The sequence below is a fragment of the Chthoniobacterales bacterium genome, assembly GCA_036569045.1.
GTDB lineage: Bacteria > Verrucomicrobiota > Verrucomicrobiia > Chthoniobacterales > JAATET01 > JAATET01.
The window spans coordinates 45,000-69,257 of the sequence record DATCRI010000029.1 but is presented as its reverse complement, the minus strand read 5'-3'; the positions used below and the strand labels follow the sequence as shown (position 1 = coordinate 69,257).

Annotated in this window: 21 protein-coding genes; all 21 read left to right on the top strand. The window is 62.5% G+C overall.

Annotated features, from left to right (window positions below):
• Positions 1–124 precede the first annotated feature (124 nt).
• The 21 genes from VIM61_06350 to VIM61_06250 all read left to right on the top strand — a co-directional run bounded on the left by VIM61_06350 (position 125) and on the right by VIM61_06250 (position 24,253).
• On the top strand, positions 125–694 hold the full coding sequence (locus VIM61_06350; GenBank protein HEY8900015.1) for a hypothetical protein: 570 nt from the start codon (positions 125–127) through the stop codon (positions 692–694).
• Between the two features lie 38 nt (positions 695–732).
• On the top strand, positions 733–1,599 hold the full coding sequence (locus VIM61_06345) for a matrixin family metalloprotease (protein HEY8900014.1): 867 nt from the start codon (positions 733–735) through the stop codon (positions 1,597–1,599).
• A 65-nt stretch (positions 1,600–1,664) separates the two neighbouring features.
• Positions 1,665–2,180: a hypothetical protein gene (locus tag VIM61_06340; GenBank protein HEY8900013.1), complete on the top strand. Its 516-nt coding sequence runs from the start codon at positions 1,665–1,667 to the stop codon at positions 2,178–2,180.
• Between the two features lie 123 nt (positions 2,181–2,303).
• Positions 2,304–4,259 (top strand): NAD(+) synthase, encoded by a 1,956-nt coding sequence (locus VIM61_06335; GenBank protein HEY8900012.1) that lies wholly within the window; start codon positions 2,304–2,306, stop codon positions 4,257–4,259.
• Entirely contained in the window at positions 4,256–5,173 is a 918-nt protein-coding gene (locus tag VIM61_06330) for an NAD-dependent epimerase/dehydratase family protein (GenBank protein ID HEY8900011.1), read from the top strand. Before VIM61_06335 ends, VIM61_06330 begins: the two co-directional genes overlap by 4 nt.
• Positions 5,174–5,179: 6 nt before the next feature.
• Positions 5,180–6,601: an ABC transporter ATP-binding protein gene (locus VIM61_06325; GenBank protein HEY8900010.1), complete on the top strand. Its 1,422-nt coding sequence runs from the start codon at positions 5,180–5,182 to the stop codon at positions 6,599–6,601.
• Between the two features lie 35 nt (positions 6,602–6,636).
• Positions 6,637–7,392 carry a methyltransferase domain-containing protein gene (locus VIM61_06320; protein ID HEY8900009.1) on the top strand — a complete coding sequence of 252 codons (756 nt, stop codon included), beginning with the start codon at positions 6,637–6,639 and terminating at the stop codon, positions 7,390–7,392.
• Between the two features lie 5 nt (positions 7,393–7,397).
• Positions 7,398–8,240, top strand: a complete 843-nt coding sequence (locus tag VIM61_06315) for an FkbM family methyltransferase (GenBank protein ID HEY8900008.1) — start codon at positions 7,398–7,400, stop codon at positions 8,238–8,240.
• A complete protein-coding gene (locus tag VIM61_06310) occupies positions 8,237–9,700 on the top strand; it encodes a glycosyltransferase (protein ID HEY8900007.1) in 1,464 nt (487 codons plus the stop codon). The genes VIM61_06315 and VIM61_06310 overlap by 4 nt, the downstream gene beginning before the upstream one ends.
• A complete protein-coding gene (locus VIM61_06305; protein HEY8900006.1) occupies positions 9,693–10,469 on the top strand; it encodes an FkbM family methyltransferase in 777 nt (258 codons plus the stop codon). The genes VIM61_06310 and VIM61_06305 overlap by 8 nt, the downstream gene beginning before the upstream one ends.
• Positions 10,444–11,532, top strand: a complete 1,089-nt coding sequence (locus VIM61_06300) for a fatty acid desaturase family protein (GenBank protein ID HEY8900005.1) — start codon at positions 10,444–10,446, stop codon at positions 11,530–11,532. Before VIM61_06305 ends, VIM61_06300 begins: the two co-directional genes overlap by 26 nt.
• A gap of 25 nt (positions 11,533–11,557) precedes the next feature.
• Complete coding sequence (locus VIM61_06295; protein HEY8900004.1) at positions 11,558–12,514, top strand: class I SAM-dependent methyltransferase; 957 nt, start codon at positions 11,558–11,560, stop codon at positions 12,512–12,514.
• On the top strand, positions 12,514–14,124 hold the full coding sequence (locus VIM61_06290; GenBank protein HEY8900003.1) for a hypothetical protein: 1,611 nt from the start codon (positions 12,514–12,516) through the stop codon (positions 14,122–14,124). The genes VIM61_06295 and VIM61_06290 overlap by 1 nt, the downstream gene beginning before the upstream one ends.
• On the top strand, positions 14,121–14,993 hold the full coding sequence (locus VIM61_06285; protein ID HEY8900002.1) for a hypothetical protein: 873 nt from the start codon (positions 14,121–14,123) through the stop codon (positions 14,991–14,993). Before VIM61_06290 ends, VIM61_06285 begins: the two co-directional genes overlap by 4 nt.
• Positions 14,994–15,147: 154 nt before the next feature.
• Positions 15,148–15,870: an acyltransferase gene (locus VIM61_06280; GenBank protein ID HEY8900001.1), complete on the top strand. Its 723-nt coding sequence runs from the start codon at positions 15,148–15,150 to the stop codon at positions 15,868–15,870.
• A 339-nt stretch (positions 15,871–16,209) separates the two neighbouring features.
• A complete protein-coding gene (locus VIM61_06275; protein ID HEY8900000.1) occupies positions 16,210–16,701 on the top strand; it encodes an acyltransferase in 492 nt (163 codons plus the stop codon).
• Between the two features lie 7 nt (positions 16,702–16,708).
• Entirely contained in the window at positions 16,709–17,635 is a 927-nt protein-coding gene (locus VIM61_06270; GenBank protein ID HEY8899999.1) for a class I SAM-dependent methyltransferase, read from the top strand.
• A complete protein-coding gene (locus tag VIM61_06265) occupies positions 17,632–19,008 on the top strand; it encodes a glycosyltransferase (protein HEY8899998.1) in 1,377 nt (458 codons plus the stop codon). Before VIM61_06270 ends, VIM61_06265 begins: the two co-directional genes overlap by 4 nt.
• Before the next feature lie 2 nt (positions 19,009–19,010).
• Positions 19,011–20,135 (top strand): glycosyltransferase, encoded by a 1,125-nt coding sequence (locus tag VIM61_06260; GenBank protein HEY8899997.1) that lies wholly within the window; start codon positions 19,011–19,013, stop codon positions 20,133–20,135.
• 79 nt (positions 20,136–20,214) lie between these two features.
• Positions 20,215–21,087: an ABC transporter permease gene (locus VIM61_06255; GenBank protein HEY8899996.1), complete on the top strand. Its 873-nt coding sequence runs from the start codon at positions 20,215–20,217 to the stop codon at positions 21,085–21,087.
• Between the two features lie 61 nt (positions 21,088–21,148).
• Positions 21,149–24,253 (top strand): hypothetical protein, encoded by a 3,105-nt coding sequence (locus VIM61_06250; GenBank protein HEY8899995.1) that lies wholly within the window; start codon positions 21,149–21,151, stop codon positions 24,251–24,253.
• The last annotated feature ends 5 nt before the right edge of the window (positions 24,254–24,258 follow it).

Sequence of the window (24,258 nt, the reverse complement as noted above, 5' to 3'; positions counted from 1 at the left end):
ATCGAACTCCAGGGCGACGACCCCGCCCGCGCGCGGCGCTTCTTCGAGGGCGAGGGCTTCCGCGTCGCCGGCGTGTAGCCAAAAACTCTTTGCGCTCACGATTCCCTGAGCGATGGGTTTCCCTGTGTTTCGATTCCTCCTCCTCCCGGCTTTTGCGCTGACGCTTCTCACGGGATCGTTGAACGCGACGACCTTGCGCACGATGACGGAGGACGAGCAGATCCAGAAGGCGGACACGATCTTCCGGGGCCGCGCCGAGCAGATCGACGCCGCCTTCGAGAGTAGTGCGAATGGCCGCGCGATCGTGACGACCGTGCGGTTCACGCCGCTCACCGTTTACAAGGGCGCGGCCGAATCCTCTGTTTCGCTGAAGTTCGTGGGCGGCAAGGTCGGCGACGTCGAGATGAAGGTCGGCGGCATGCCGCAGTTCGTCGTCGGGCAGGAATACATCCTTTTCATCTCGACGACGGGGAATTCCGTCTGTCCGGTCGTCGGATGGGCCGAGGGCAGCCTGAAGGTGGATCGCCGGTCGAATGCCGCCGGCGTCGTCTCGGTCTCGCCTGACGTCACGGGGGCGGCCGAGCCGGCGATCTCCGCCCGGTCGCGAGCCGTGCTGACCGATGGCGAGACGAAGCTGCCGGACTTCGAGAAGCGCCTGCGCGCGCGAATTGCCAGGATGGGAGCGAAGCCGTGAGCGGAAGGAGATTTGTTCGGGCCATTCTGGCGGCCGGGTTGCTTTCCGTCCCGGGCGGGACGGCGTGGGGTTATGCCTTCACCGGCTCGACATGGAACTACAGCCCCGTCGTGATGAATCTCTCGCTCGGCTCCAGCGGAATGCTGATGGACGGCTCCGCCTCGTGGAACGCCGCCGCCGAGGATGCCCTGGCGACGTGGAATGACTACCTGCTGCGGCTGCAGTTCTCCGTCGTGCGAAACTCCAGCTTGCCGCCGGCGGATGATGACGGCGCCAACAGCGTCTTCTTTTCCAACACATTCTATGGCCGATCCTTCGGCGACGCGGTGGCGATTACGACCGAGTGGACGGTGAACAACGGTCGGCGCCGCATCGAGGCGGACACCATCTTCAACGCAAATCTCGATTGGAATTCCTATCGCGGCGACCTCCGGGGTTCCTCCGGCGGAGGCACCCTCTACGACCTCCATCGGGTGGCGCTGCATGAATTCGGACATACCCTCGGTCTCGACCATCCCGACGAGCGCGGCCAGTCCGTCAACGCCATCATGAACAGCTTCGTTTCAGATGTGGATCATCTGCTGCCGGATGATATTCGCGGCGGGCAGGCGCTCTACGGCGCCCGCGGTGGCGGGACAAATTCCTTTCGCCGGCCCGCGACCTCTCCGGCGAGGACCACCGCGAGCCGGTATCTCTTCCGCGGCCGCGCGGACGGGGTCGCGGCCGATGCGGTCCTGCTCGTCAATACCCGCCTCGGTGCAAAAAAGTATTTCAAGGCCAACGGCGTGGAATCGTGGCGGAAACGGCTTCCGCTCCGTCCGGGGCGGAATCGCATCAAGCTTTACATCCGAAAACCCAATGGCGTGGTTTCCAAGGTCGATCAGGTGACCGTGATTCGAAACTGAACGAGTTCTGGCGCAATTTCATTTTATATTGAACTGCCTGAAGGGATTGCGCAAAATTCCCTGAGATGTTGTCAGAGTCGCGGAACCCCGGACAATCGATCGCCAGAAATGGCCAGCTGGGCCTTATCGAGATGGAGGCCATCGAGATGTTCATCAATTTCTTTCGTCTGCTCGGCCTTCCGAAGTCGATCGGCGAGATTTACGGGCTTCTTTTCGTCTCGCCGCGCCCGCTGACGATGGATGACCTCATGCAGCGGCTCGACATCAGCCTGGGGGCCGCCAGTCAGGGCCTGAAGACGCTGCGATCCGTCGGCGCGGTGAAGTCGGTTTACAGCCCGGGCGAACGCCGGGATCATTTCGTGGCCGATCTCGAGCTCAATCGTTTCGCGGCTTCCTTCATCAAGGAGCAGATCCTGCCCAAGTTGGAAATGGCCAGTGGCCGGGTCGAGCGCATGGAGGCCGCGCTGGCCAACCTGCCCGAGGCGGAGCGGACGGTCACCCGGGCCCGCATCGATGAACTCAGCCGCTGGGTGAATCGCGGGCGCACCATGCTGCCCGTGGCGCTCAAGCTCATCGGGTAGCGCCTCTCCCCGCGGAACGCCCCAAACCCTCATGCCGAACCCTCGGCGCACAATCGAATTTTCCCGGTCGCAGGTGCAAACCCCTGACCAAGGGCGGCAGCCTGCCCCGCTCCGTTTTCCGCGATGAACGCCAGCGAACATCGTAAGTTTGGCTTTCTCCGCGTGGCGGTCGCCGCGCCGGAATTGCGGGTCGGCGACCCGGCTTTCAATGCCGCGCGGATCTCCGAATCTCTCGAGCGCCTCGCGGGCGAAGGATGCGAAGTTGCGGTGTTTCCGGAACTGAGCCTCACCGGTTACACGGCGGCGGATTTGTTCTTCCAGCGCCCGTTGCTGGAGGCCGCGCTCGCGGCGCTCGCGACAGTGGCCGGAGCGACCGCGGGGACCGCCTGCGCCGCAGCGGTGGGATTGCCGCTCGAAGTCGATGGCCGGCTCTACAATTGCGCGGCGCTTGTTGCGGGCGGACGCCTGCTCGGGATCGTGCCGAAGACGTTCCTGCCGACATCGCAGGAGTATTACGAAGAGCGTTGGTTCGCCCGGGCCGCCACGCTGGGCCGCGATGTGGTGCGCATCGGCGAGGCCGATGTGCCGATCGGCGCGGATTTGCTTTTCGAGATCACCGATCGCCGCCACGCCTGCCTCGGAATCGAGATTTGCGAGGACCTGTGGACGGTCGAGCCGCCCAGCGGACGCCAGGCGCTCGCCGGCGCGACGCTGCTGCTGAACCTCTCCGCGGGCGACGAGCTGCTCGGCAAAGCTGGCTACCGGCGCGACCTCGTTCGCCAGCAGTCGGCGCGCTGCCTGGCGGCCTATGCCTACGCCGGCTCCGGCGCGGGCGAATCGAGCACGGACTACGTCTGCTCGGGGCATGGCATCCTCGCGGAGAATGGCGCGGTGCTTGCCGAGACGCGGGAATTCGCGTTCGAAAGCGCGGAAACCTTCGCGGATTTCGATCTGGAGCGTCTGGCGCACGAACGTCTGAACAACAGCAGCTTCTCCGCGGAGACGGCCGCCCGCTTCCGGCGCGTCCGCTTCGCGCTCGGAGAGGGGGCGACTTCGCCCGGCGCTCTGCGTCATCCCGTGGCGCCGCAACCGTTTGTTCCGGCGGATCCGACCCAGCGCGCGGCAAACTGTCGGGAGATTTTTGCGATTCAGGAGACGGGGCTGGCCCGACGGCTCCGGCACACGGGCTCGGCGAAGGCGGTGCTCGGATTGTCCGGCGGCCTGGACTCCACGCTGGCGGCGCTCGTTGCCTTGCGGGCTTTGGAAAAACTGGGCCGGCCGGCGTCGGACCTCGTGACCATCGTCATGCCCGGGCCGGGCAGCACGGGGCGCACGCAGACGAATGCCACGGACCTTGCCGCGGCGCTGGGTGCGACGTTGCGGGTGATTCCGATCGCCCCGGCAGTCGCGCAGCATCTTGCGGACATCGGACATCCCGAGGGCGCCCATGACGCGACCTACGAGAATGCCCAGGCGCGCGAACGCACGCAGATCCTCATGGACGTCGCAAATCAGGTCGGCGGGATCGTTGTGGGAACCGGCGACCTTTCGGAATCCGCGCTTGGGTGGTGCACGTTCAACGGCGACCATATGTCGATGTATCACGTGAACGCCGGCGTGCCGAAGACGCTGGTGCGCCACCTCGTCGAATGGTGCGCCGAGGAGGAATTTGCCGATCCCGTCAGCGCTCTGCTGCGCGACATTGCCGCGACGCCGATCTCGCCGGAGCTGCTGCCGCTCGATGCGAAGGACGGCCTCGTGCAGAAGACCGAGGAGACGGTCGGCCCCTACGAGCTTCACGACTTTTTCCTGTTCCAGACGATCCGTTGCGGATTCGGTCCGGCCAAGATTCTTGCGCTGGCGGAGATCGCCTTCGAAGGCCGTCACACGCGCGCGGAGATCCTGCGCTGGCTGCGCGTTTTTGTGACGCGTTTCTTTGCGAACCAGTTCAAGCGCTCGTCGATGCCCGACGGCCCGAAGGTCGGCACGGTTGCCCTTTCGCCCCGCGGCGACTGGCGCATGCCGAGCGACGCCAGCGCCGCGGCATGGCTGGCCGAAATCGAAGGTCTTACGCCATGAAGTGCCTGCTGACAGGAGCCTCCGGTTTTCTTGGAGGCGCGGTGGGTCGCGCTGCCATGGCGGCCGGGCACGAGGTGGTGGCGATCGGTCGGACCGAACTCGCCTCGGTGGAGGTTCTCACGGGCGTCGTGCGGACCGCTCGCCCGGATTGCGTGCTGCATTTTGCCGGAAGCGCGTCGGTAGGGGAATCGTTCGCCGAGCCGGCGGGCGATTTCGAATGCTCCACGGCGCTGTGGTTTCGTGTCCTCGATGCGGTGCGTCGATCGGGTGCGCGGCCGCTGGTCGCTTTCGCCTCCAGCGCGGCGGTCTATGGCTCGCCGGAGGAATTGCCCACGCCGGAAACGGCCGCGCGCCGGCCGGAATCGCCCTATGGCTTCCACAAGCTGATGTCCGAAATCGCGGCCGAAGAATTTGCCTGCTGCTTCGGGTTGTCCGTGGTCGCCCTTCGCTTCTTCTCGATTTTCGGGCCGCACCAGCGCCGACTTCTCGTCTGGGAGCTTTTCGACCAGCTCCGCCACGGTAGCGCAGAGTTGCGTCTCCGGGGAACGGGCGCCGAAGAGCGCGATTATCTTGCCGAGAGCGAGGCCGGCACGGCGACGATCGGCCTTGTGGAGGCGTTGCGGCCCGGCGCGGGCGGATTCCACGCCCTGAATGTGGCGTCCGGCGCCAGCGTGAGCGTGCGGGAGCTGGCGGAGCGGCTGCTTGCCTGCTCCGGGTGCGCGGCGAAGATTGTGGTCGGAAAGGAATCGCTTCCCGGCAATCCTGCCGTCTGGCGCGCCGACGTTTCCGCCCTGCGGAATCTCCTGCCGGGCTGGCATCCGCGTTCCTTCGCGGAGTCGCTCGCCGAATGCGTCACCCTTTGGAACGAGCCCTCGCCCGCCTCTGGCGTCAGCCCGGCGACATCCCTTTTGTAAGAACTGATGAGCACCAAAAAATTGATTGCGGAAACGCTGGGAAAAGTTGATCCGGCCCCGGTCGTGGATTCCGCGGAGAAGCACGTCGTGCTGTCGCTCGAGAATGTTTCCAAGCGCTTCTGCCGGGATCTCAAGCGCTCGCTTTACTACGGCGTGCAGGACATCGGCCGGGAATTGATCGGCCAGTCGCAGAGCGGCGACAATCTGCGACCCGACGAATTCTGGGCGCTGAAGAATGTCAACTTCGAGCTGAAGTCCGGCGATTGCCTCGGCATCGTCGGCATCAACGGCTGCGGCAAGACGACGCTCATGCGGGTGATCGCCGGTCTCATCAAGCCGACGACGGGTCGCATCACCGTGCGAGGTCGTCTCGCGCCGCTCCTCGCGCTTGGCGCGGGCTTCAACCCCGTGCTCACCGGCCGGGAGAACATCTACGCGAACATGTCGGTGCTAGGGCTGACGTATGACGAAATCAGCGAGCGCTTCGAGGACGTCGTGAAATTCTCCGAGATCGGTTATGCGATCGAGGCTCCCGTGCAGACCTACAGCTCGGGCATGCAGGCCCGCCTTGGCTTTGCCTGCGCGATCGCGACGCAGCCCGACATCCTGCTGCTCGACGAAGTGCTGGCCGTCGGCGACCTCAATTTTCGCCGCAAGTGCCTCGAGCGTCTGTTCGAGATGCGCGCGAACGGCATGTCGCTCGTCATCGTGCACCATTCCCCAGGCATCCTGCTCGCCATCGCCCAGAAGGCAATCTACATGCGGCGTGGCGAGGTCATCGGCCAGGGCGCGATCGAGGATGTCGTGAAGACCTACGAGAAGGATTTGCTCGAGGACATGCCTCGCAAGGTCCGGGCTGCCACGAATTCCAACAGCGACGAGGACGAGGAGGTGAGCGATCGCGAGCTGAAGTTCCTCGCCCTCGAACTCCAGACCACGGACGGAACGGAACTCGTTCCCGGTGTTGATGCCGTGGTCGTTATCCGCGTGCGCGCGAACGTGCCTCTCGAGCAGCTCAACACGACGGTCACTGTCTTCCGCAAGCCGGACATGGACGAGTCCACCCGCAAGAACGACAAGCAGATCCTCAAGATGATCTCGCGCCGCGACGGCGGCAGTCTCGTGGATGTGGCGCCGGGCGAATACGAGATTCGCATCGCGCTGCCCTCGCTCGGCCTTGTCGCCGGCATCTACCAGATCCATGCACGGATCACCCGGCCCGAGCGCGTCGTTCTCGGCGTGCGCCGCAGCGCGCTCTTCGTTGTCGGAGTGGAGGATCCCATGAGGATTTCCGTCTATCACCAAGCCCGGACATGGAGCGCTGCGACCGCCAACGGCACGTCGGTGCCCACCCGGAAAGTTCACAACGCCTCGGATGAAGCCGACGACTTCCTCGAGATGGGCGACGAAACCAAGGTCGAGGTCTGAAGCCGCAGGTAATGGACGAGCTCCCAATCGCCGAGGTGGAGGACATCGGCCGTCACGAGGACGAAATCCTCGGCAACCGTGCGCACTGGGAAAAGAAGCCACTCCTGCGAAGCTGCTATCACGCGTTTTACCGTGAGATTGCGGCCCGGTTGAAATCGATCCCCGGCCTGACCACGCTGGAACTCGGCTCCGGCATTGGCGCGATTAAGGATGTCATTCCGCAATGCGTCACTTCCGATATTTTCGATAACCCCTGGTTGGATCGGCGTGAGAATGCCTATGCGATTCAGTTTCCCGACGCAGCCCTGAGTGATCTCATTCTTTTCGACGTTTTCCACCATCTCGAGTTTCCCGGCACCGCGCTCGCGGAAATGGCTCGAGTCGTCGTGCCCGGCGGTCGGTTGATCGTTTTCGAACCCGACATGAGTCTGCTCGGCAAGTTCGTTTACGGGTGCTGCCATCCAGAGCCACTCGGTTTGGGGAAACCAATTACGTGGACTGCTCCGCCGGGCGTTGACGCGGCGAGCGGCGGCTACTATGCCGGCCAAGCCAATGCCACCCGGATTTTTCGAAAGCGGGAGGTTGCCGAATGGGAAAACTCGTGGCGGCTGGTCGCCACGAGACGTCTGACAAATCTGCGCTATTTCGGCAGCGGAGGTTTCAGCGGACCGCAGCTTCTTCCCTCCTTTTTGGAGGGCCCGCTAAAAGTTGTCGAAAATGTGTTGTCCCTCGCACCGGGATTGTTTTCCGCGCGTCTCCTTCTCGTGCTCGAACGACGCGAACAAGCTTAACCTCCATGTTGTCCACAAAACAAAAAATCGGAGTCGCGCGACTGCTCAGCCGCGCTGCCTGCGCCGCGCGCAAGCTCGCAGGGCACAGTAGCCGCGACATTTTCCACCGGGGCGGACTCGCTTACGAACTCGATCTTCACGAGGGGATCGATCTTTCCATCTATCTCTTCGGCGCTTTCGAGCCCGACGTGGTTGCCTACTACACGCCGGTCCTTCGGGAAGGCTCCGTTGTTCTCGATATTGGCGCAAACATCGGCGCGCACGCCCTTCGCATGGCCTCGCTCGTGGGTGACAGCGGCAAAGTGGTCGCGATCGAACCGACGGACTGGGCCTTCGCCAAGCTTACCCGTAATGTGGGTCTCAATGCCGCCATCGCCCCACGCATCGAGCGCGTTCAGGGCTTCGTGGCCGCGAATGCCGGCGAGGTCTTGCCCGGGGACATTTGCTCCAGCTGGCCGCTGGATGCGGGGGATTCCTCCGGCCTTGACGAATCGCAGGGGCGCTCCTTCCCGACGACCGGCGCACGGGTCGTCACGCTCGCGGGCCTTTGCGAAGAATTCGAACTTTTAAAGATCGACCTTATCAAACTGGACGTCGATGGCCATGAGATCAACGTGCTCGAGGGAGGGCTCGGCGTCATCGAGCGCTTCCGCCCTGCGATCGTGATCGAGCTTGCCCCCTATGTGTTCGCCAACGGCGATGGTGACGTATGTCGGATCCTCGAAATGCTTGCGAGCGTCGGCTATCGCACGGCTGCCCATGGACGCGCCCGGCTGTCCCTGTCCGAACCGCGTGCCGTTCTTTCGCGCATCCCGAAGAATGGCGGCATCAACGTGATGATCCAATGACGGCTGAAGATCGCGCGGTCATTCCTGCGGCGACGACGCGTCCCGCCAATCGGGTTTCGCCGCTTCTCGAAAAGCATCTCGAGGAGATTGCGGCCCATTATTCCGGACCCGAGGATAAGCGTCCCGCCGGGCGTCAGTATCGGGCGATCCTGGCGCGCTATTTCAACATGCGTCTGCCGCAAGACGCCTCGGTTTTCGAGATCGGGTGTGGAGCGGGAGAATTGCTCGAATTGATCCACGCCAGGAAAGTGTCTGGATGCGATATTTCTGCGGTGCAGGTGGAGCGCACGGCCAGACGCCTGCCGCACGGCACCTTCTATCACCAGCCGGGTGAGTGTCTCGATGTGCCAGGCACCTACGACGTCATCCTGCTGTCGGACACCATCAACTACGCCGGCGATGTGCAGGAGATTTTGAACCAGGCTCGCAAGCTGGCGGCCCCGCACACGCGGTTGGTCATGAGCTTTCCTTCCGCGATGTGGCGACCGGTCTATTCGCTTGCCACGACGCTCGGGCTGCGAGCGCGTCATCCCCAGGCGAACTGGATTGGGATCGACGACGCACGGAATTTTCTGAACCTCTCGGGGTGGTCGATTGTGGAGATTGAGCCAAAGGTCCTTCTCCCGCTTCAGATTCCCGTGGTCGAACCGCTGCTGAACCGATTTCTCGCACCTCTGCTCGGCTTCCTTTGCCATACGGTCATCTGCACCGCTCGTCCGAAGGTTTCCATGGAGAACTGCTCCAGGCGGGTATCGGTGGTCGTGCCCGCTCGGAACGAAGCCGGCAACATTGAAGCCGCCGTCACACGCACGCCCATGATGGGCGACTCCATGGAGCTTATCTTTGTCGAGGGCAATTCCACCGATGATACATGGGAGGAGATTCAGCGCGTGAAGGCGGCTTATCCCGATCGCGAGATCCAGATCATGCAGCAGCCGGGGAAGGGGAAGGGCGATGCGGTGCGCTGTGGGTTCGCCGCTGCGACCGGCGACATCCTTATGATTCTCGATGCCGATCTCACCATGCCGCCCGAGGAACTTCCGAAGTTTTACGAGGCCCTCGTCTCGGGCCATGCGGAGTTTGCCAACGGCGTGCGACTTGTTTACCCGATGGAAAAGGAAGCGATGCGTTTCCTGAACCTTTGCGCGAACAAATTTTTCAGCGTCGCATTCAGCTGGCTGCTCGCCCAGCCCGTGAAAGACACGTTATGTGGCACGAAGGTGCTCTGGAAAGAGGACTACGAACGAATCGCGGCCAACCGCTGCTATTTTGGCGATTTCGACCCTTTTGGCGATTTCGATCTTCTTTTCGGAGCGGATCGGCTTGGGCTGCAAATTGTCGACATTCCTATTCGCTACCGCGACCGCACCTATGGTTCGACGAATATCAGTCGCTGGAGCCACGGCGCCCTTCTTTTCCGCATGCTCGCCTTCGCTGCCGGGAAATTGAAATTTGTCTGACGCCTGCGCCGTGAACGGAATCTCTCATCTGGCTTCCAGCCTGAATCGCAGCTCGCTCGCCCGTTCCTGGGTCAGCGTCTGGGGCAATGTCATCTTGAGCCCGTCGTTCGATCGCACCCTTTATTTGTGGTTGCACCGTTTGGGCTGGATGGGAGCCGCCGAGCGTCGTGAGCTTTCCGAGGGAATTCGCGCCGGGATGCACGTCGTCGATGTCGGGGCGAACATCGGGCTCTATACCGGGTTGTTCTCGCGGCTCGTCGGATGTGACGGGAGCGTGATTTCCGTCGAGCCCGTCGATGCGAACTGGCAAAGCCTGCGTCGTTCGATCGAGAGAAACCAGTGGACGAACGTCGAGTTGCACCATTGCGCCCTCGCGGCGGCATCCGGCCATGCCCGTATGGTCTGCGATCCCCTGAACAGCGGCAATAACCGTATCGAACCGGTCGCCGCCGCCGAGGCCGATACTTCGACACTGAAGACGCTTGACGAGATTGTCGCCGGGCGCCGGGTGGACCTGCTCAAGATCGATGTGCAGGGCTGGGAGGCTGCCGTCCTCCGCGGTGGTGTTCGCACGCTTCGGGAGAATCGCCCGATGCGCATCTTTGTCGAGATCTGGCCCTCCGGGCTGGAAAAGGCGGGCTCGTCGCCGCGGGAAATTTATGGGATCCTTCACGAGGCGGGGTTCGAGATCGACAGTCCCGCGGGCTGGATGGGCGAGAATGTTCGTTCTAGCGCCGGCTACTATGACGTTGTTGCCGTCGCGCGTTGACCTCTTGACCTTTCCGAAATTCTCGCTCGTATCTGATTCCTCCGTGGAAGTTCAACCTCCAGCCGACGCATCTTCTTCCGATCCGCATCGCGGCGATGCGCTGACCGATGCAGAGCGTCGTGAGCTCATGCGGATCAAATCTGGCAGGGTTGCGCTGGATCTTGGGATTTGCTGGGGCTTGTTGCTGGCTTCGCTCGAGGCGGCCATCGTTCTGGACACATGGTTCGTCACGGCGGTGATATTCGTTTTCATTGGCTGTCTCCAAAACGGACTCATTTCCTGGGTTCACGAAGCTTCGCATTGCAACATTCACCGCAATCGCAAGCTCAACGACCTGTTCTCCGACCTCTTTATTTGCGGGCCTGTCGGTATCAGCGTGGATCAATACCGCTGGCACCATGTCAGCCATCATAAATATCTCGGCGATTCGGAGAAGGAGGTCGAACTGCCTGCATGGCTTTGTCTGCGTGGAGGAAATCTTTTTGCCGAGATTGCGCGGCACATGTTCGGATTTTTCGCGTTGAACGTCATTCTGCGAAAGCGTCGCTACTCGCAGCCCGGGGCAAAACACCGGCCTCCACCACCGCGATCGCTCGCGGGCTGGCTGGGCTTTCTCGGCGGCAATGGTTTGCTGTTCCTTTTCTGCGCCCTGCAGGGTTCCTGGTATCTCTATTTTGTTCTGTGGGTTGCCCCGCTCTTCACGATCGCTCTTCTGGTCACGAATCTTCGCACCGTGGTGGAACATCAGGCCAGCAGCGACGTCTGCGACCTTGGCCCGGTAAAGATGCCGGCCATCACCCGGGTGATCGATGCAAATCCCGTCGAGCGGTTTCTCGTGGCACCGGTCGGATTTTTCTACCACTACGAGCATCATCTGTATCCCAGCATTCCCTATCACCGCCTTTCCGAAGCTCGCAAAATCCTCGCCGGCCGCGGGCATTTCGACCGCAAGGAAATTGTGCGAGTAAAAGGTTACACCCGCACGCTGTGGCGCCTCGCAATGGAGCCCGGTTACGGGATTCGCCTGCTGAACCCGTTCTTTGAACCCGATGCCGCGCATTGAGCGCGGCACGGAGACTGTTGATCGCATGAAACCGTCCGTGCCCGTCGAGGGCGTTGTCTGTCCCGTCTGCGGTAGCTGCGAGGCGAGACTGGAGGCGCGGGGACCTGATTTCGATTTTCACAGCAGTGGCGATCAGGAGTTCTCCATGGTCGTCTGCGGAGCATGCGGGACCTATTATCTGAACCCTCGCCCGGCAGTCTCCGCGCTGCCACAGATCTACGCCTCGGACGATTATTATTCCTACGATTTCGACGGGCAGGGGAATTCGGTGGTGTTGAAGGCCCGGCTCCAGCGGAACGTCCGAAAGGCTCGGGCTGTTACCTCCGCACTCGGTCGCTCGGTCGAGCGGGCGTCTGTCCTCGATATTGGCGCCGGCGACGGAGGTTTGCTCGAGGCTTTTGCCAGCTGCGGCTACGAGCCGGCGCGGCTGCACGGGTCTGAACTCGACGAAGCGGCCGTGGGGCGCATTCGCGCAAAGGGATTTCAAGGGCATTGTGTTCGGGCCGAGGAGATGTCCTTCGATTCAGGTTCGCTGGACGTTGTCACGATGATGCAGGTCATCGAGCACGTCGCTGCCCCGCGCGAATTGCTAACCAGCCTGCACCGAATGATGTCGCCCGGCGGCGTCCTGTGCCTCGAGACACCAAACATGAATGGCTGGGACCGCCCGTTCTTCCGGCGTCGCACGTGGGGCGGTTACCATTTCCCGCGTCACTGGACGATGTGGGATCCCCTCTCGATGCGGCGAATGCTCGATCTCTGCGGCTTTGACGTGATTTCGATCAGCACCCTTCCCGCGGCCGTCATCTGGGTGTGGTCTTGGAACCACGTGCTGCAGGATGTGTTTGGAAATGGCCCGGTCGCGCGTTTTTTCAGTATGAATAATCCCCTCCCGATGGCTGTCGGCTGGGCGCTGGATCTTGCGCCTGCCCTGCTCGGGCGGGCCTCGAACATGCGCGTGCTCGCGCGTCGACGCGTCTGATGTCTGCCTTCGGATCGACTGGCAGGGTGATTCGTGCCGGCCTTGGTTTTCCCCTGCCATGGTGGTTCTTCGTGCTGATCCTCTCCGTCCCCTACGTGTGGTTCGGCAGTGTGCTGGGGGCCACGTTTTGGATCGACGGATTCAACTACGCCGGACTGGCGTCTACGCTGGGCGACGCGGCGGCTTATCAGGAATTCAACAGCGGCTACGGGCGTCTGGCGCTGTCTCACCTGCAAATCGGCCTGCCTTCGCTCGGCTGGGCGCTGAATCGTCTTCCGGTCGGGTGGCAGTGGCCAATTCTCGAAATTTTTCAGCGAATGATCTCCCTCGGAAGTCTTGTTCTGGCATTGGGAGCACTCACGGTCGGTCGCCCCAGGGTCGTTCATCTTCTCGCCGGGTCCCTGATCGCATGGAGTCCGTTTTTGCAGGCGTTTCACAATGCCTTCATGACGGAGTCGCTTTCGGGCTCCCTGCTTCTTTGCGGATTCGGGCTGGGTGTGCTGCTCTTTCGGAATCCCCTTTCGAGTTTTTGGCTCCTCCTGGCGACCGCCGCAACGATCTTCCTCGCGACGCAGTTTCGCAGCTACTACGGCGCGCTGATTTTTTCCATGGCTGCGGCAGGTCTCTGGCTGGGCCGCCCGTCGAGAAAGGTCGCTGCTTCGGTCGTTCTCGCGGTCGCGGCAATCGCCGCCGTGCTCTTCTATCCAGCGTGCCGTTGGCTGGCGACGGGCGACTGGTTTTTACCGGGAGTCGGAGTAAATCGGCTGATCGTCGCCACCTATTTGAATGGTTCTCCGGGCGATGCGGTTCGCAATAAGATCGAAACCTTTTCTGCTGCCGAGCGTGAGGTCCTCCGTCCAATTCTGACTCCGAACGCCCCTTTCGGCGCGGAGAATGCACGGAAGCTCGCGCTGCTTATGCTGAAATCCGGAATGTCGGAACGTGAAGTGGACGCCAAGCTGAAGGATCTCGGCGACACGATTTTAACGGAGAATCCGGAATTCCTGGCGAAACGCGTCCGGCATGGGCTCGCGTCCTCGGCGATGGTCGATACGAGTTGCGTTGCAATGGACGGCGTTGAGATGTTTCGAGGGCTTTCGCCGGAACGTTACCACCAGCATTTGGGCGACGTGTTCCGGTGGCACTCGTGGCTTTCGCCGGAAGACTACCGCGCTTCGTTCGCCAGTTTCTTCGATACGCCGCGCGACATTTATCCCGCTACGGCGCCGGGTCAGAAATGGATGCGCGACACCGAACAAGGCTACGTTCGTTTGCCTTCTGCGATGGCCCTGCGTGACCCTCTTGGGGTCGGCCGGATCCCTCCAGACGCATGGGCATGGGCGGGCTTGTTGTCCGCGCTTGTCCTGCTGGCGAGACGGAACATCGCGGGCGTCCTCGTTCTCGGGGCCTGCCTTGCGAATTTTCTCGTTGGCTTTGCGGTTCCCGTTGGGAATCCGCGATATGCCTACGGAGTCTTTGCCCTCTATCCGCTAGCGATTTGCGCCCTCACGCTCGTCTGCCTGCGTCTGCCGGATGGAGAGAGCCTGCGCTTTTCCTTCAGGACTTTTTTCGGAAACGTTTTGAAAATCTTTCACCGTTCCCCGGCATGAACGATCCGATTCCCGTCGCCATTTTTTGCTACAACCGTCCCCGTCATCTGGCCGCGATGCTCGCGAGCTACGATGCCTGCGCGGGCCGCGAGCACACGAAGCCTTTCGTGTTCTGCGATGGGGCGAAGGATGCCGCCGGAATGGAGGCGACCGCGGCTGTGCAGGAGGTGGTGCGGGAGTGGGCGACGCGATCAGGCGCCGAGGTGGAGATTTCGCCAGTCAACCGCGGGCTCTCGGCATCCATCCTTCACGGCGTCGGAAAAATCCTCGGGCAGCATGACCGCGTCATCGTGTTGGAGGACGATTTGATCTTCGATCCGTCGTTCCTGACATTTCATCTCGATGGTCTGGAGCGGTATGTGCGGAGTGAGAATGTCTATCAGATCAGCGGGCATCAATGGCTCGACATGCCCGCATTCGTGCCCGCGTTCTTTGCGCCTTTCACGACGACGTGGGGATGGTCCACATGGCGCCGCGCATGGCAAAAGTTGGATGTGACCGCACCCGGTCGCGAGCACCTTGAGACCGATACCGCCCTGCGACATCGTTACGACATCCAAGGCCGTTATCCGTTTTCCGAACTGCTCAAGGGGCGCTTCCGGGGTGAGAACGATTCGTGGGGCATCCTTTGGTATTGGACGGTCTTTTCCCAGAACGGTCTTGTGCTCTATCCGCCGCGTTGTCTTGTTTCCAATCGCGGATTCGATGGAAGTGGGACGCATTGCGAGCGTCGCGCGTCCGCGGCGACGTCCAGCCAACGGCGAAGCTCCAACCGCATCCGTTTTCCGAAACGGGCGCGCCCCAGTCGCGTCCTGTTCGAGTGGATGAAGAGGGAGCTTTACAGGCAGACTCAGGTTGGAGTTGGTTAGTCCAAGTGGGAACTTGCGACAGGATTTTTGCGATGTTTTTGGGGCCGACCTGCTTCCGGACGGTTGCTCGAGGAGCGGTCAGCGATAGCGATTTTTGTGGGAACGACGGTCTTCTGTCTGCAGTGACGTTGCCGAACATTGGACGAAATTGAGTATGCTGGGGGGGGTCATGGATTGGTGGCGCGGGCGCGCCTTGGGTGAGGCGGGTCGCGCGAGGATCGCTCTCGAAAAGTCTTACCCAGGGGTAAGCTTCGGCACTGATGTGCAAGTTATTGGCCTCGATACGATTCGTATCGGCGTGGGCTCTTGCATTGGAGATCGTGTATGGCTGAACGACTGCATGCGCAACGAGCCCGGCCGGTTGGAGATCGGCCGCTTTACGCTCATCGGTCGAGGAGGAGTCATAACCACCTCGGGCCGCCTTCAGATCGGAGATTTCGTGGTGCTCGGGCCGGATGTATACGTGGCCGATGCCGACCACATTTTTACCGATCCCATGCAGCCGATTCTGCAACAAGGAGTCACCACCGGTCGCAGCGTGATCATCGAGGAAAACTGCTGGCTCGGCATCCATGCGAAAATCTTTGGCGATCTTACAGTGGGCAGGGGCTCGATTGTCGCGGCAGGTTCGATCGTGCGAAAGTCGGTGCCACCGTTCGCGGTCGTGGCCGGAGTGCCGGCAAAGGTGGTCAAGCTTTACGATTTTTCCGTGCGCGAATGGCGTCCCGTTCGCGACGAATCCGAGCTCGCCGATATGTTGCAGATGCGGGAGCTGCATCCTGTTCCCGAGCGGAATGCGTATCACGACATTCTTCATCGGGAAAATCGAGTGGCGCCGCTGGAGCGGCTTCTTGCTGGCGCAAACTGTTCGATCTAGGAGCCGATCCTGAAGTAAAGTGAACGCCCCCCCCGGCGCGACCCACAGGAATCCGATGTCACCGTCCTCGTCTCACGGACAGCGGGTCTTCGATACCCAATCAGCCGACCGCCGCTTTGAGGCGGCCCGCTTGGAAGAAATCAGTGTCAACAGTGCGAAGGGGTTGCGAGCATCGCGAAATGATAGTTAATGAATGATCGATCTTTATGGCAAAAGGCTTTGGCATGGACTGCCGGGAGGCTGGACCGGGCTGCCGGGAATGTTCCCCTGACGGCTGCTGAAAAATCCACGCCGGAACGCAAACCCAAACTCAAATACAGTTGCGGTGAAAACACCGAGGTGCGCGGGCACGTTGAACGCCGCGCGAAGGGGGGGCAGATCACCTTCGGTCGCGAATGCCTGATCGAGGGACACATCGTCACCGAAGCTTCGGACAGCCGCATTTCCGTGGGCGACAACGTCTACGTCGGCGGCGGCACCGTGGTGGATTGCACGCTCGCGATCACCATCGAGGACGATGTGCTCATTTCCTACGGAGGCGTAATCGCTGACAGTGACAATCACGACATTCGTTACAGCGTGCGGAAGCACGACTTGAAGGCCTGGCGCAACGGGGGTTTCACCGACTGGGAGCAGCGTCCGCGCTCGCCGATAGTGATAAAAAAAGGCGCCTGGATCGGCGCCCGAGTCATCGTTCTCAAGGGCGTAACCATCGGCGAAGGCGCGGTGATCGGCGCGGGTTCGGTCGTTACGAAAGACGTGCCGGACTGGACCGTGGCAGCGGGTAATCCCGCACGGGTGATTCGCGAAATTTCGGAAAGCGAGCGCTGACCCCATCATGGCCGATGTCATTTCCTGGGAGGAAGCCGTGCGCTGGTTCCGGCGGCAGCCTGGCAACGAGCAGGGCGTCCTCGACAATTTTTTCGATCTCCCGGTGCTTCCCGCGGCGAAGCGTTTTTCCGAAAGCGCGGAGTATCGCGAGATGCGGCGAATTCTCGGACATGGGCGCGGTCGGCGGATTTTCGATCTTGGCGCCGGGCACGGGGTGACGAGCTACGCGCTGGCGAAGGATGGCTGGAAGGTGACGGCTCTCGAGCCGGATCGGAGCGACGAAGTTGGCGCTGGAGCGATCGAGCAGTGGCGCCGCGAGACGGGGCTGGCTGTTGACATTCTGACCGATCCTCAACCGCCGTTCTCGATCGAGGCCGCCTCGATGGACGCCGTGATCGCGCGACAGGTGCTGCATCACGTGCCCGATCTCACGGCCTGCCTGCGGGAACTCGCACGAATTTTGAAACCCGGGGGGCTGATTCTGACGAGTCGCGACCACGTCGTGGACGACGAGCGGCAGCTGGCGCAGTTTCTTGGTTCACATCCGCTGCAGCCGCTCTATGGCGGAGAGAATGCGCACCCGCTTGCCGTTTATCTCACGAGCTTTTGCGATGCGGGATTTGAGATTCAGGAGGTTTGGGGGGCCGTCGAAAGCATCCTGAATTTTTTCCCCGGCACCGAAGCGGCTCGTCGGCGGATGCTGATCGATCGCATTCGCACGGGCAAATTCTCGCGCTTCGCGAAAACTTTTGCCTTTTTGCAGAAATTCCAGCGGCAGGCGGCACGCGATCTCGTCAATCGTGATCGCACGCCTGGTCGCCTCTACAGCATCCTTGCCCGGAAGCCGGTTGATCCCGCGATGGCCTCTCGCACTGCGGACGCGCTCGCCCGGTGGGTCCCTCCGGCGCGAAAACCAAAAGTTTTGCCGAAATGAAAATCGGATTTCTCAATCGCGGTCACGTTACGTGGACCGCCGGCAGCAGCTACACGCGCAGCATGGTGCACGCCATCGCGAGTGCGCTCACGCCGGGCGTCGAACTCTGCCTGATCGGTGGCGCCGGTGGCGCGATGCCGGAAATTCCCGGCGTGACCGCGATCCGCTCGGAGCAGGAGCAGCCGGACGTGGCTGAGATTTCGCGGCTCGTTTCCGAGCACGGCATCGACGTCGTGCTTCCGGCCACCGAGATCATGCCGGAGGACATTCCGTGCGGCGTGGTCGGCTGGATTCCCGATTTCCAGCACGCCCGGCTGCCGCAGTATTTTTCCGAAAGCCAGCGCAGCGAGCGCGATCACCACTTTCGCTATCTCGTGGAGAACTGCGACGCGATGCTGTGCTCCAGCGATGCGGTGAAGTTCGACCTCGAGCAGCTTCATCCCGACGTCGAGACGATCACCGGCACGGTGCCGTTTCCGTCGTCCTTCGCCTATGACGAGACGCCGCCGGCCGATCCCTCGTGGGTGGGGGCGAAATACGGTCTGCCGCCGGTATATGCGATCGTCATCAACCAGTTCTGGCGTCACAAGAATCACCGCGTGGTCGTCGAGGCCGTGGTGCAGGCGCGAGCGATGAATCCCTATGTATTTGTCGCGATGGCCGGCACGATGTCTGATTCGCGCGATCCGGCAAATGCCCAGGTCTCCGCGACCGTGCAGCGCGTCTTCCGGGAAAAACTCCAGGGTCATCTCGGTCTTCTCGGCGAAATTCCCGGCGAAGATTTACCCGCGTTGTTGCGTGGGGCATCCCTAGTGATCCAGCCGTCGGAGTTCGAGGGATGGAACACGACCGTCGAGGACGCGCTCGCGTTTGGGAAGCCGGTTGCCGTCTCCGACATCCCAACGCATCGCGAACAGGTGCCGGGCGCGTTTTTCTTCGGAACGGAGGACGCCTCCGCTCTGGCCGGATATCTTGCCTCGTGTGACTGGTCGACCCCCGGCTGGCGGGGCAGCGCGATCGAACTCGACGCGCTCGCTGCGGAGCGCGCCCGGGGACGCGAGTGGGGCGCACGCGCGATCGAGCTTTGCCGGCAGGCGGCGGCGCGTCATCGGAAGAATCCGGGGCGCCGGGCGCTCTGGCAGCCGTCCGCCGAGACGCTGCGCTCGCCGCATTTTCAGATTCGGGCGCTCACTGCGCGTGTGCGTGAACTCGAGAAGGAGCGTGCCGAGGCGGGGAAGGAAGTGGCCAGTTTGCGGTCCGAAGTGGGCAAGCTCCGCAGGGAGATTGGCGAGATGACCAAGAAATACTGGCAGGAGCGCCAGAAGCCCCTGCGGGTGCATGCCCGCGAGGCGATTTTTGGTCGCAAGGATTGACGATGACGCTTCCGATTTCCGTGATCGTGCCCACGCGCAATGCGATGGGCTCCATCGAGCCGCACATCGACGCGATTTCCGCCTGGCTGCCCGACGTGGCGCAGGTGATCGTCGTGGACAGCTCCGACGACGGCACTTTCGAATACCTGCGCGAGCGCTTGTCCGACCTGCCGCATGCGGAATTTTACGCGCGGCCACCCGGGCTTTACGAGGCTTGGAATTTTGCGGTTTCGCGGGCCAGCGCCGAGTTCGTTTACTTTTCGACCGTCGGCGATGCGATCGATGTGACCGGCCTTGGGCATCTGCTGGCCGTGGCGCAGGAAACCGCGGCCGATATGGTGCTTTCGCCGCCGGAGATGTTCGACGAGAATGGAGTTCCGCACCCGCGCAAGTGGCCGATTCATCACCTCTGCGACGAACTGGAAGACACGGAGCCCTGTCTCCTCGATCCGGTGGAGGCCTTCATCCTCTCCACCAGCGCGGTTCCCGAGACGGTCCTCGGCAGCAGCGCCAGTAATCTCTACCGGCGGGCATTTCTCGCGGCCCGACCGTTCCCCGAGGCCTGGGGACATGACGCGGATTCCGCGTGGATGATTTCTCACGGCCTGCACGCGCGGATCGTCATCACGCCCCGCTGCATCTCGCGATTCGTGGTCCATTCCCCGACTGGGGGGAATCGGCCCAGCGAGGCGCTCACGCTGGAGCGCTTCGATCGGATGTCGGGACTGGCACCGCTCGCCGCACGTGGCGCTAACCTGCCCGAGCGGACGCGGAGCATTCTCGCGGGGTGGAACGCCAGCCTGAACGTGCGCACGCGGCAGTTTCTCAATCGCATCACCCTCAATCGCGGGCACATCGAGCAGCGCGACCAGCGCATCGAGCGCCTGCTTGTGGAGATCGAGGGCCTCAAGGGACGAATCGGTCGTCTCGAGACGAGCCTCGCCGACTCGCGCGCGGAGGCGACCAGCTTTCGCGAGAAAACCGTCAAGGCCCGCGCAGAACTCGCGGATTACGAGCGTCGGCACCGCAGTGGGTTCCTGCTGGCCGGCCTGTATTTCCGGGCGAAACGGCAGCAGGTGCAGCGACTGGTTGCCATGCTGACAAAGGGAAAAAAATCGGGGCAGTGAGGCGGAATTGGGGTCGCAATTTGAAGCTGCGGCCGCATGATTGCTCTCCTTCCCGTCCCGGAAATTTGTTGATCAGTTTATGAGTCTTAAGAGCGGACATTACGAAACCCACGTTTACGGCGCGGATAGCGCCTTGCTGAAACCGTGGAAACTGCTGGGCGACATGTGGCGGGATGCTGTCGGCAGCCGGCAGCTGGCCCTCATCCTCGCGGTGCGCGACTTGCGCGCCCAGTATCGGCAGTCGCTGCTCGGATTGTTCTGGATGATCGCTCCACCCATCGTGGTGGCCGTCGGTCTCTCCGTGGCGCAGCAGAACGACCTCATCAATTTCGGTGAATCGAAAATTCCCACGATCGCGTTCACCCTCATCGGCATGTCCATCTGGCAGGTCTTCGCTGCGGCGGTGAGCGGGCCGCTCCAGGTGATCGGAAGCTATCGCAGCGTCGTCACGAAGGTTGTCGTGCCGCCGGAGGCCATCATTCTCTCGAGCCTCGTGAAGCTGGGCATCATGATGGTCATCCAATTGCTGCTGATCACCTTCGCCTTCCTGTGGTTCGGCCTGCCGTTCAAGGCGACGACGCTCCTCGGCCTGCCGGCGCTGGTCGGCGTGGCGATGTTCGGCACCGCGATCGGCCTGTTTCTCACGCCGGTTGGCCTGCTCTACCGTGACATCGCGCTGGCGATCCCGATTATCGAGAAAGGCTGGCTCGTCGTCACTCCGGCCGTCTTTGCCGCGAAGGCCCTTCCACCCGGCGGCTTTTACGCGCTCGCCAGTCGCATCAACCCCATGACTTACCTTGTCACAACGACCCGTCAGCTGGTGTCCGGGGAGCATCTGACCGTGCTTCCCCAGTTTTTCGGCTCGCTCGGACTGGCGCTTGTGCTCCTGTTCTTTGGGCTGATCCTCGTGCGTGCCGCCATGCCCCTCGTGATTGAGCGCTGGAGTTCGTAGTCGAACCGCAGATTTTTGATGATTGAAACCGTGACCGTTTCGGGGGCTCCTCGCTGACTGAATGAGCGGACGTCGTATCACCATTGTCCCGCTCATCGAGAGCGAGGTCGAGCTGCAGGATGTGCTCGCCCGCATGGCCTGGGCCATCGGCCTGGCGTCTTTCCACGATGTCGTCATTTTCACGACGGATGCCGCCCTCGGCTCGGTCGAATGGCGCGTGCCGGAATCGATGGATCCCGCGATTGCGGCGATCTTCCCGGCCCTGCGACCGCGCGTGCGCATTGTCGCTGCGCCGACCGCTGCAGACATTTTGGAACGGGTCGCCGAGAGCGACGTGATCCTCCTCGTGAAGGATCCGCCGGAGATTCCCGGAATTTCCGCGGAAGCCTGGGCGGAGGCGATTCGCGGCCGGCGCGTCTTTGCGGCGGACGCCGCCCGCACCCGGCAGGAATTTGGCAACTGGATCGAGGTCAACTTCCTGCTGCGCGCCGATCGCGACGCGGAATCGGAGCAATGCCGAGCGCGGTTCGCGGCCTGCCTCGCGGAAGTCGGGCGCGCGGAGACGGCCTATTGCCTCGCGACCGGGCCTTCGCTGGCGGCGTTCAAGGAAACGAATTTCGAGGGGGCGATCTCGGTCGTCTGCAACAGCGCGATTCTCGACGAGGAGCTGATGGAATGGGTGCGCCCGCGTTTCCTTGTCTTTGCCGATCCGATCTTCCACTACGGCCCGTCGAAATACGCCGCGGCCTTCCGCGCGAAGCTGCGGGAATCCTGCGGTCGCCACGATTACACGATCATCGTGCCGCAGAAGTATTACGGGCTGATCACCGACGCCATGCCCGAGCTGCGCTCCCGCACGATCGGCATTCCTTCGGACAAGCCGAGCGGTTTCAACCTCGATCTCGAGGCGGAGTTTCGCGTCTTCACCACCGCGAACATTCTCACCTACCTCATGCTGCCGCTGGCCTCGACGGTGGCTCGCAAGATCTACGTGCTCGGTTGCGACGGACGCCCGCTCAACCAGGACGCGTATTTCTGGACGCACAACAAGCGCACCCAGATCAACGACCAGATGGAGAACATCCAGGGCGTGCATCCGGGGTTTTTCGCAATCGATTACAACGACTATTACCTCGACCACTGCCGGCTGCTCGATGAACTGATCTCCGAGGGCGAGAAGACCGGGCGCGAATACGGAACGGTCACGCCGTCGTTCATTCCCGCGCTGGAGCGCCGCCCGGCAAACCTCCCGCGCACGCTCATCATCGACTTCACCGAGCTTGGCGCCCGCAACGCGACCGGCCAGCTCAAGGCGACGCTTTTCAAGCGCTGGGCGCCGGAAAAGATCCTGCAGATTCGCCCGCTCAGCACGCGCGATGCGACGTATTTTCGCCTGCATACCTTGGCGGACCACCCGCCGCTCCGGGAGGCGAAATTCACGAGCGACGAGGTGTTTCGCGAGTGTCTGGACTTCGAGCCGGAGCTGATCTACTTCCGCCCGACCGACAGCCCCCCGGAGTTTTTCGAGCTCGGGATGAAGCTCGTGAAACGCCTCGGCGTGCCGGTCGTGACGCATGTGATGGACGACTGGCCCGAGCGCCTGCGAGAGACGAATCCCGCCACGTTCGCCCGCATCGATCCGGCGCTGCGTGAGCTTTTCACCGCCTCTGCGGTGCGTCTCGGCATTTCCGACGCAATGGCGGATGCCTATCGCGAGCGCTACGGCTGCGAGTTCGTTCCAATCGCAAACGGCATCGACCCCGCGGACTGGCCGGAACCGCCCGCCTCTCGCCGCGCCGACGAGCCGCTCGTGATTCGCTACAGTGGCGGCCTCACCGACGACATGACGCTGGCCAGCGTCGGGCAGTTTGCCCGCGTCGTCAGTGCGCTCAGCAGGGAGATCGCGATTCGCTTCGAGATCTACGCGCTGCCGGCCGCCATCAAGATTGCGCAGGAAACTTTCCGCGATCTGCCGGCGGTGACCGTGCTGCCGTCGGTCGAGTGGGCCGATTACCCGAAACTGCTCGGGAGCGCCGGCGCCCTGCTTATCGCCTACAATTTCGACGATCGCACGCGCACCTACACGCAATACTCGATGGCCAACAAGCTGCCCGAGTGCCTCGCGTCGGGCGTGCCGTTGATCGTCTTTGGTCCGCCAGGCATCGCGACGGTGCGCCGCGCCGCCGATCTTGGCGCCGCCGTGCTTGTCGATACGCCCGACGAAACCCGGCTCCGCGAATCGTTGCTCGAGTTGAGCCGCCAGCCGGATCTCTTCCGCGAAAAAGCGCTCGCCGCCCGCGCGCGGGCTCTCGCCGAGTTGAACGTCGACGACATTCGCAAAAAATTTCAGGACCTTGTGGCTCGACTGCCCCGCGCGACGGGAATCTTCGACGGGATGCTGCTCGGCCCGTATTCGCGACTCCAGCGGATGGCCTTGAACGACTGCGAAGTCGCGGCGCAGTTCTTCGCGACGGCGGCATCCACCAAGGTGGCCGTGGTCTTCGGCGAGATCGCACCCCGGTTGCTCAAGCAATTCGTCGCGCGCGGCTGGGACGTTCTGGTGAATCCTTCCGTGGCCGATCTCTCCGCGCGGTATTCAGTCGAGACGCGGACGATCGTCCTGCGCGGCGCCGGTGGGGCGATCCCGTCTGCATTCCCGCTCACCACGGTGGCGGCCCTGGTTTTCGCAGGCGAGGGATCGAACCCCGCGGACAATTGGGCGACGGCAAAGGGGCTGCTCGCCGACAAGCCGGTGCGGTTCCTTTGGAGTGCGCGCTATCCGTTCCTCGGCGAGCAATGGCCGCCCGATTATCGCGGTCTGCGCGAGGTTGCCGCCCCCGGAGAGATCCCGGCGACCCAGCCTGGCGTGCTGCTGGCGCTCGATCCCGCGGCGATCCAGTGTCCACGAACCATCAAGGATCCCGTGCTCTACCTTCGCAAGGCGTGGTATGCGGGCCTCTCCGGTGGCGGGAAAACCGCGAAGACTTTCGCGTGGTTCCGCACCGAGACTCTCGTCACGGCGCTTTCCCCGACTCATCTGCGCGCGTTGTTCGCCGCCATCCTTCGTCTGGACGTGCGGCGGCGTTTGATGCTCTTTTGGCGGGAGAGTCGTCAGGTCGAACGGTCGCTCCAGGGCCGGCTGATCGTTTCGAAGACGCAACCTTAACTTTC

Excerpts from the sequence above, each read along its gene's own strand:
- VIM61_06340 (HEY8900013.1), top strand. The coding sequence starts at position 1,665 with ATGTTGTCAGAGTCGCGGAACCCCGGACAATCGATCGCCAGAAATGGC.
- VIM61_06335 (HEY8900012.1), top strand. The coding sequence starts at position 2,304 with ATGAACGCCAGCGAACATCGTAAGTTTGGCTTTCTCCGCGTGGCGGTC.
- VIM61_06330 (HEY8900011.1), top strand. The coding sequence starts at position 4,256 with ATGAAGTGCCTGCTGACAGGAGCCTCCGGTTTTCTTGGAGGCGCGGTG.
- VIM61_06325 (HEY8900010.1), top strand. The coding sequence starts at position 5,180 with ATGAGCACCAAAAAATTGATTGCGGAAACGCTGGGAAAAGTTGATCCG.
- VIM61_06315 (HEY8900008.1), top strand. The coding sequence starts at position 7,398 with ATGTTGTCCACAAAACAAAAAATCGGAGTCGCGCGACTGCTCAGCCGC.
- VIM61_06310 (HEY8900007.1), top strand. The coding sequence starts at position 8,237 with ATGACGGCTGAAGATCGCGCGGTCATTCCTGCGGCGACGACGCGTCCC.
- VIM61_06300 (HEY8900005.1), top strand. The coding sequence starts at position 10,444 with ATGACGTTGTTGCCGTCGCGCGTTGACCTCTTGACCTTTCCGAAATTC.
- VIM61_06295 (HEY8900004.1), top strand. The coding sequence starts at position 11,558 with ATGAAACCGTCCGTGCCCGTCGAGGGCGTTGTCTGTCCCGTCTGCGGT.
- VIM61_06290 (HEY8900003.1), top strand. The coding sequence starts at position 12,514 with ATGTCTGCCTTCGGATCGACTGGCAGGGTGATTCGTGCCGGCCTTGGT.
- VIM61_06285 (HEY8900002.1), top strand. The coding sequence starts at position 14,121 with ATGAACGATCCGATTCCCGTCGCCATTTTTTGCTACAACCGTCCCCGT.
- VIM61_06280 (HEY8900001.1), top strand. The coding sequence starts at position 15,148 with ATGCTGGGGGGGGTCATGGATTGGTGGCGCGGGCGCGCCTTGGGTGAG.
- VIM61_06270 (HEY8899999.1), top strand. The coding sequence starts at position 16,709 with ATGGCCGATGTCATTTCCTGGGAGGAAGCCGTGCGCTGGTTCCGGCGG.
- VIM61_06265 (HEY8899998.1), top strand. The coding sequence starts at position 17,632 with ATGAAAATCGGATTTCTCAATCGCGGTCACGTTACGTGGACCGCCGGC.
- VIM61_06260 (HEY8899997.1), top strand. The coding sequence starts at position 19,011 with ATGACGCTTCCGATTTCCGTGATCGTGCCCACGCGCAATGCGATGGGC.
- VIM61_06255 (HEY8899996.1), top strand. The coding sequence starts at position 20,215 with ATGAGTCTTAAGAGCGGACATTACGAAACCCACGTTTACGGCGCGGAT.
- VIM61_06250 (HEY8899995.1), top strand. The coding sequence starts at position 21,149 with ATGAGCGGACGTCGTATCACCATTGTCCCGCTCATCGAGAGCGAGGTC.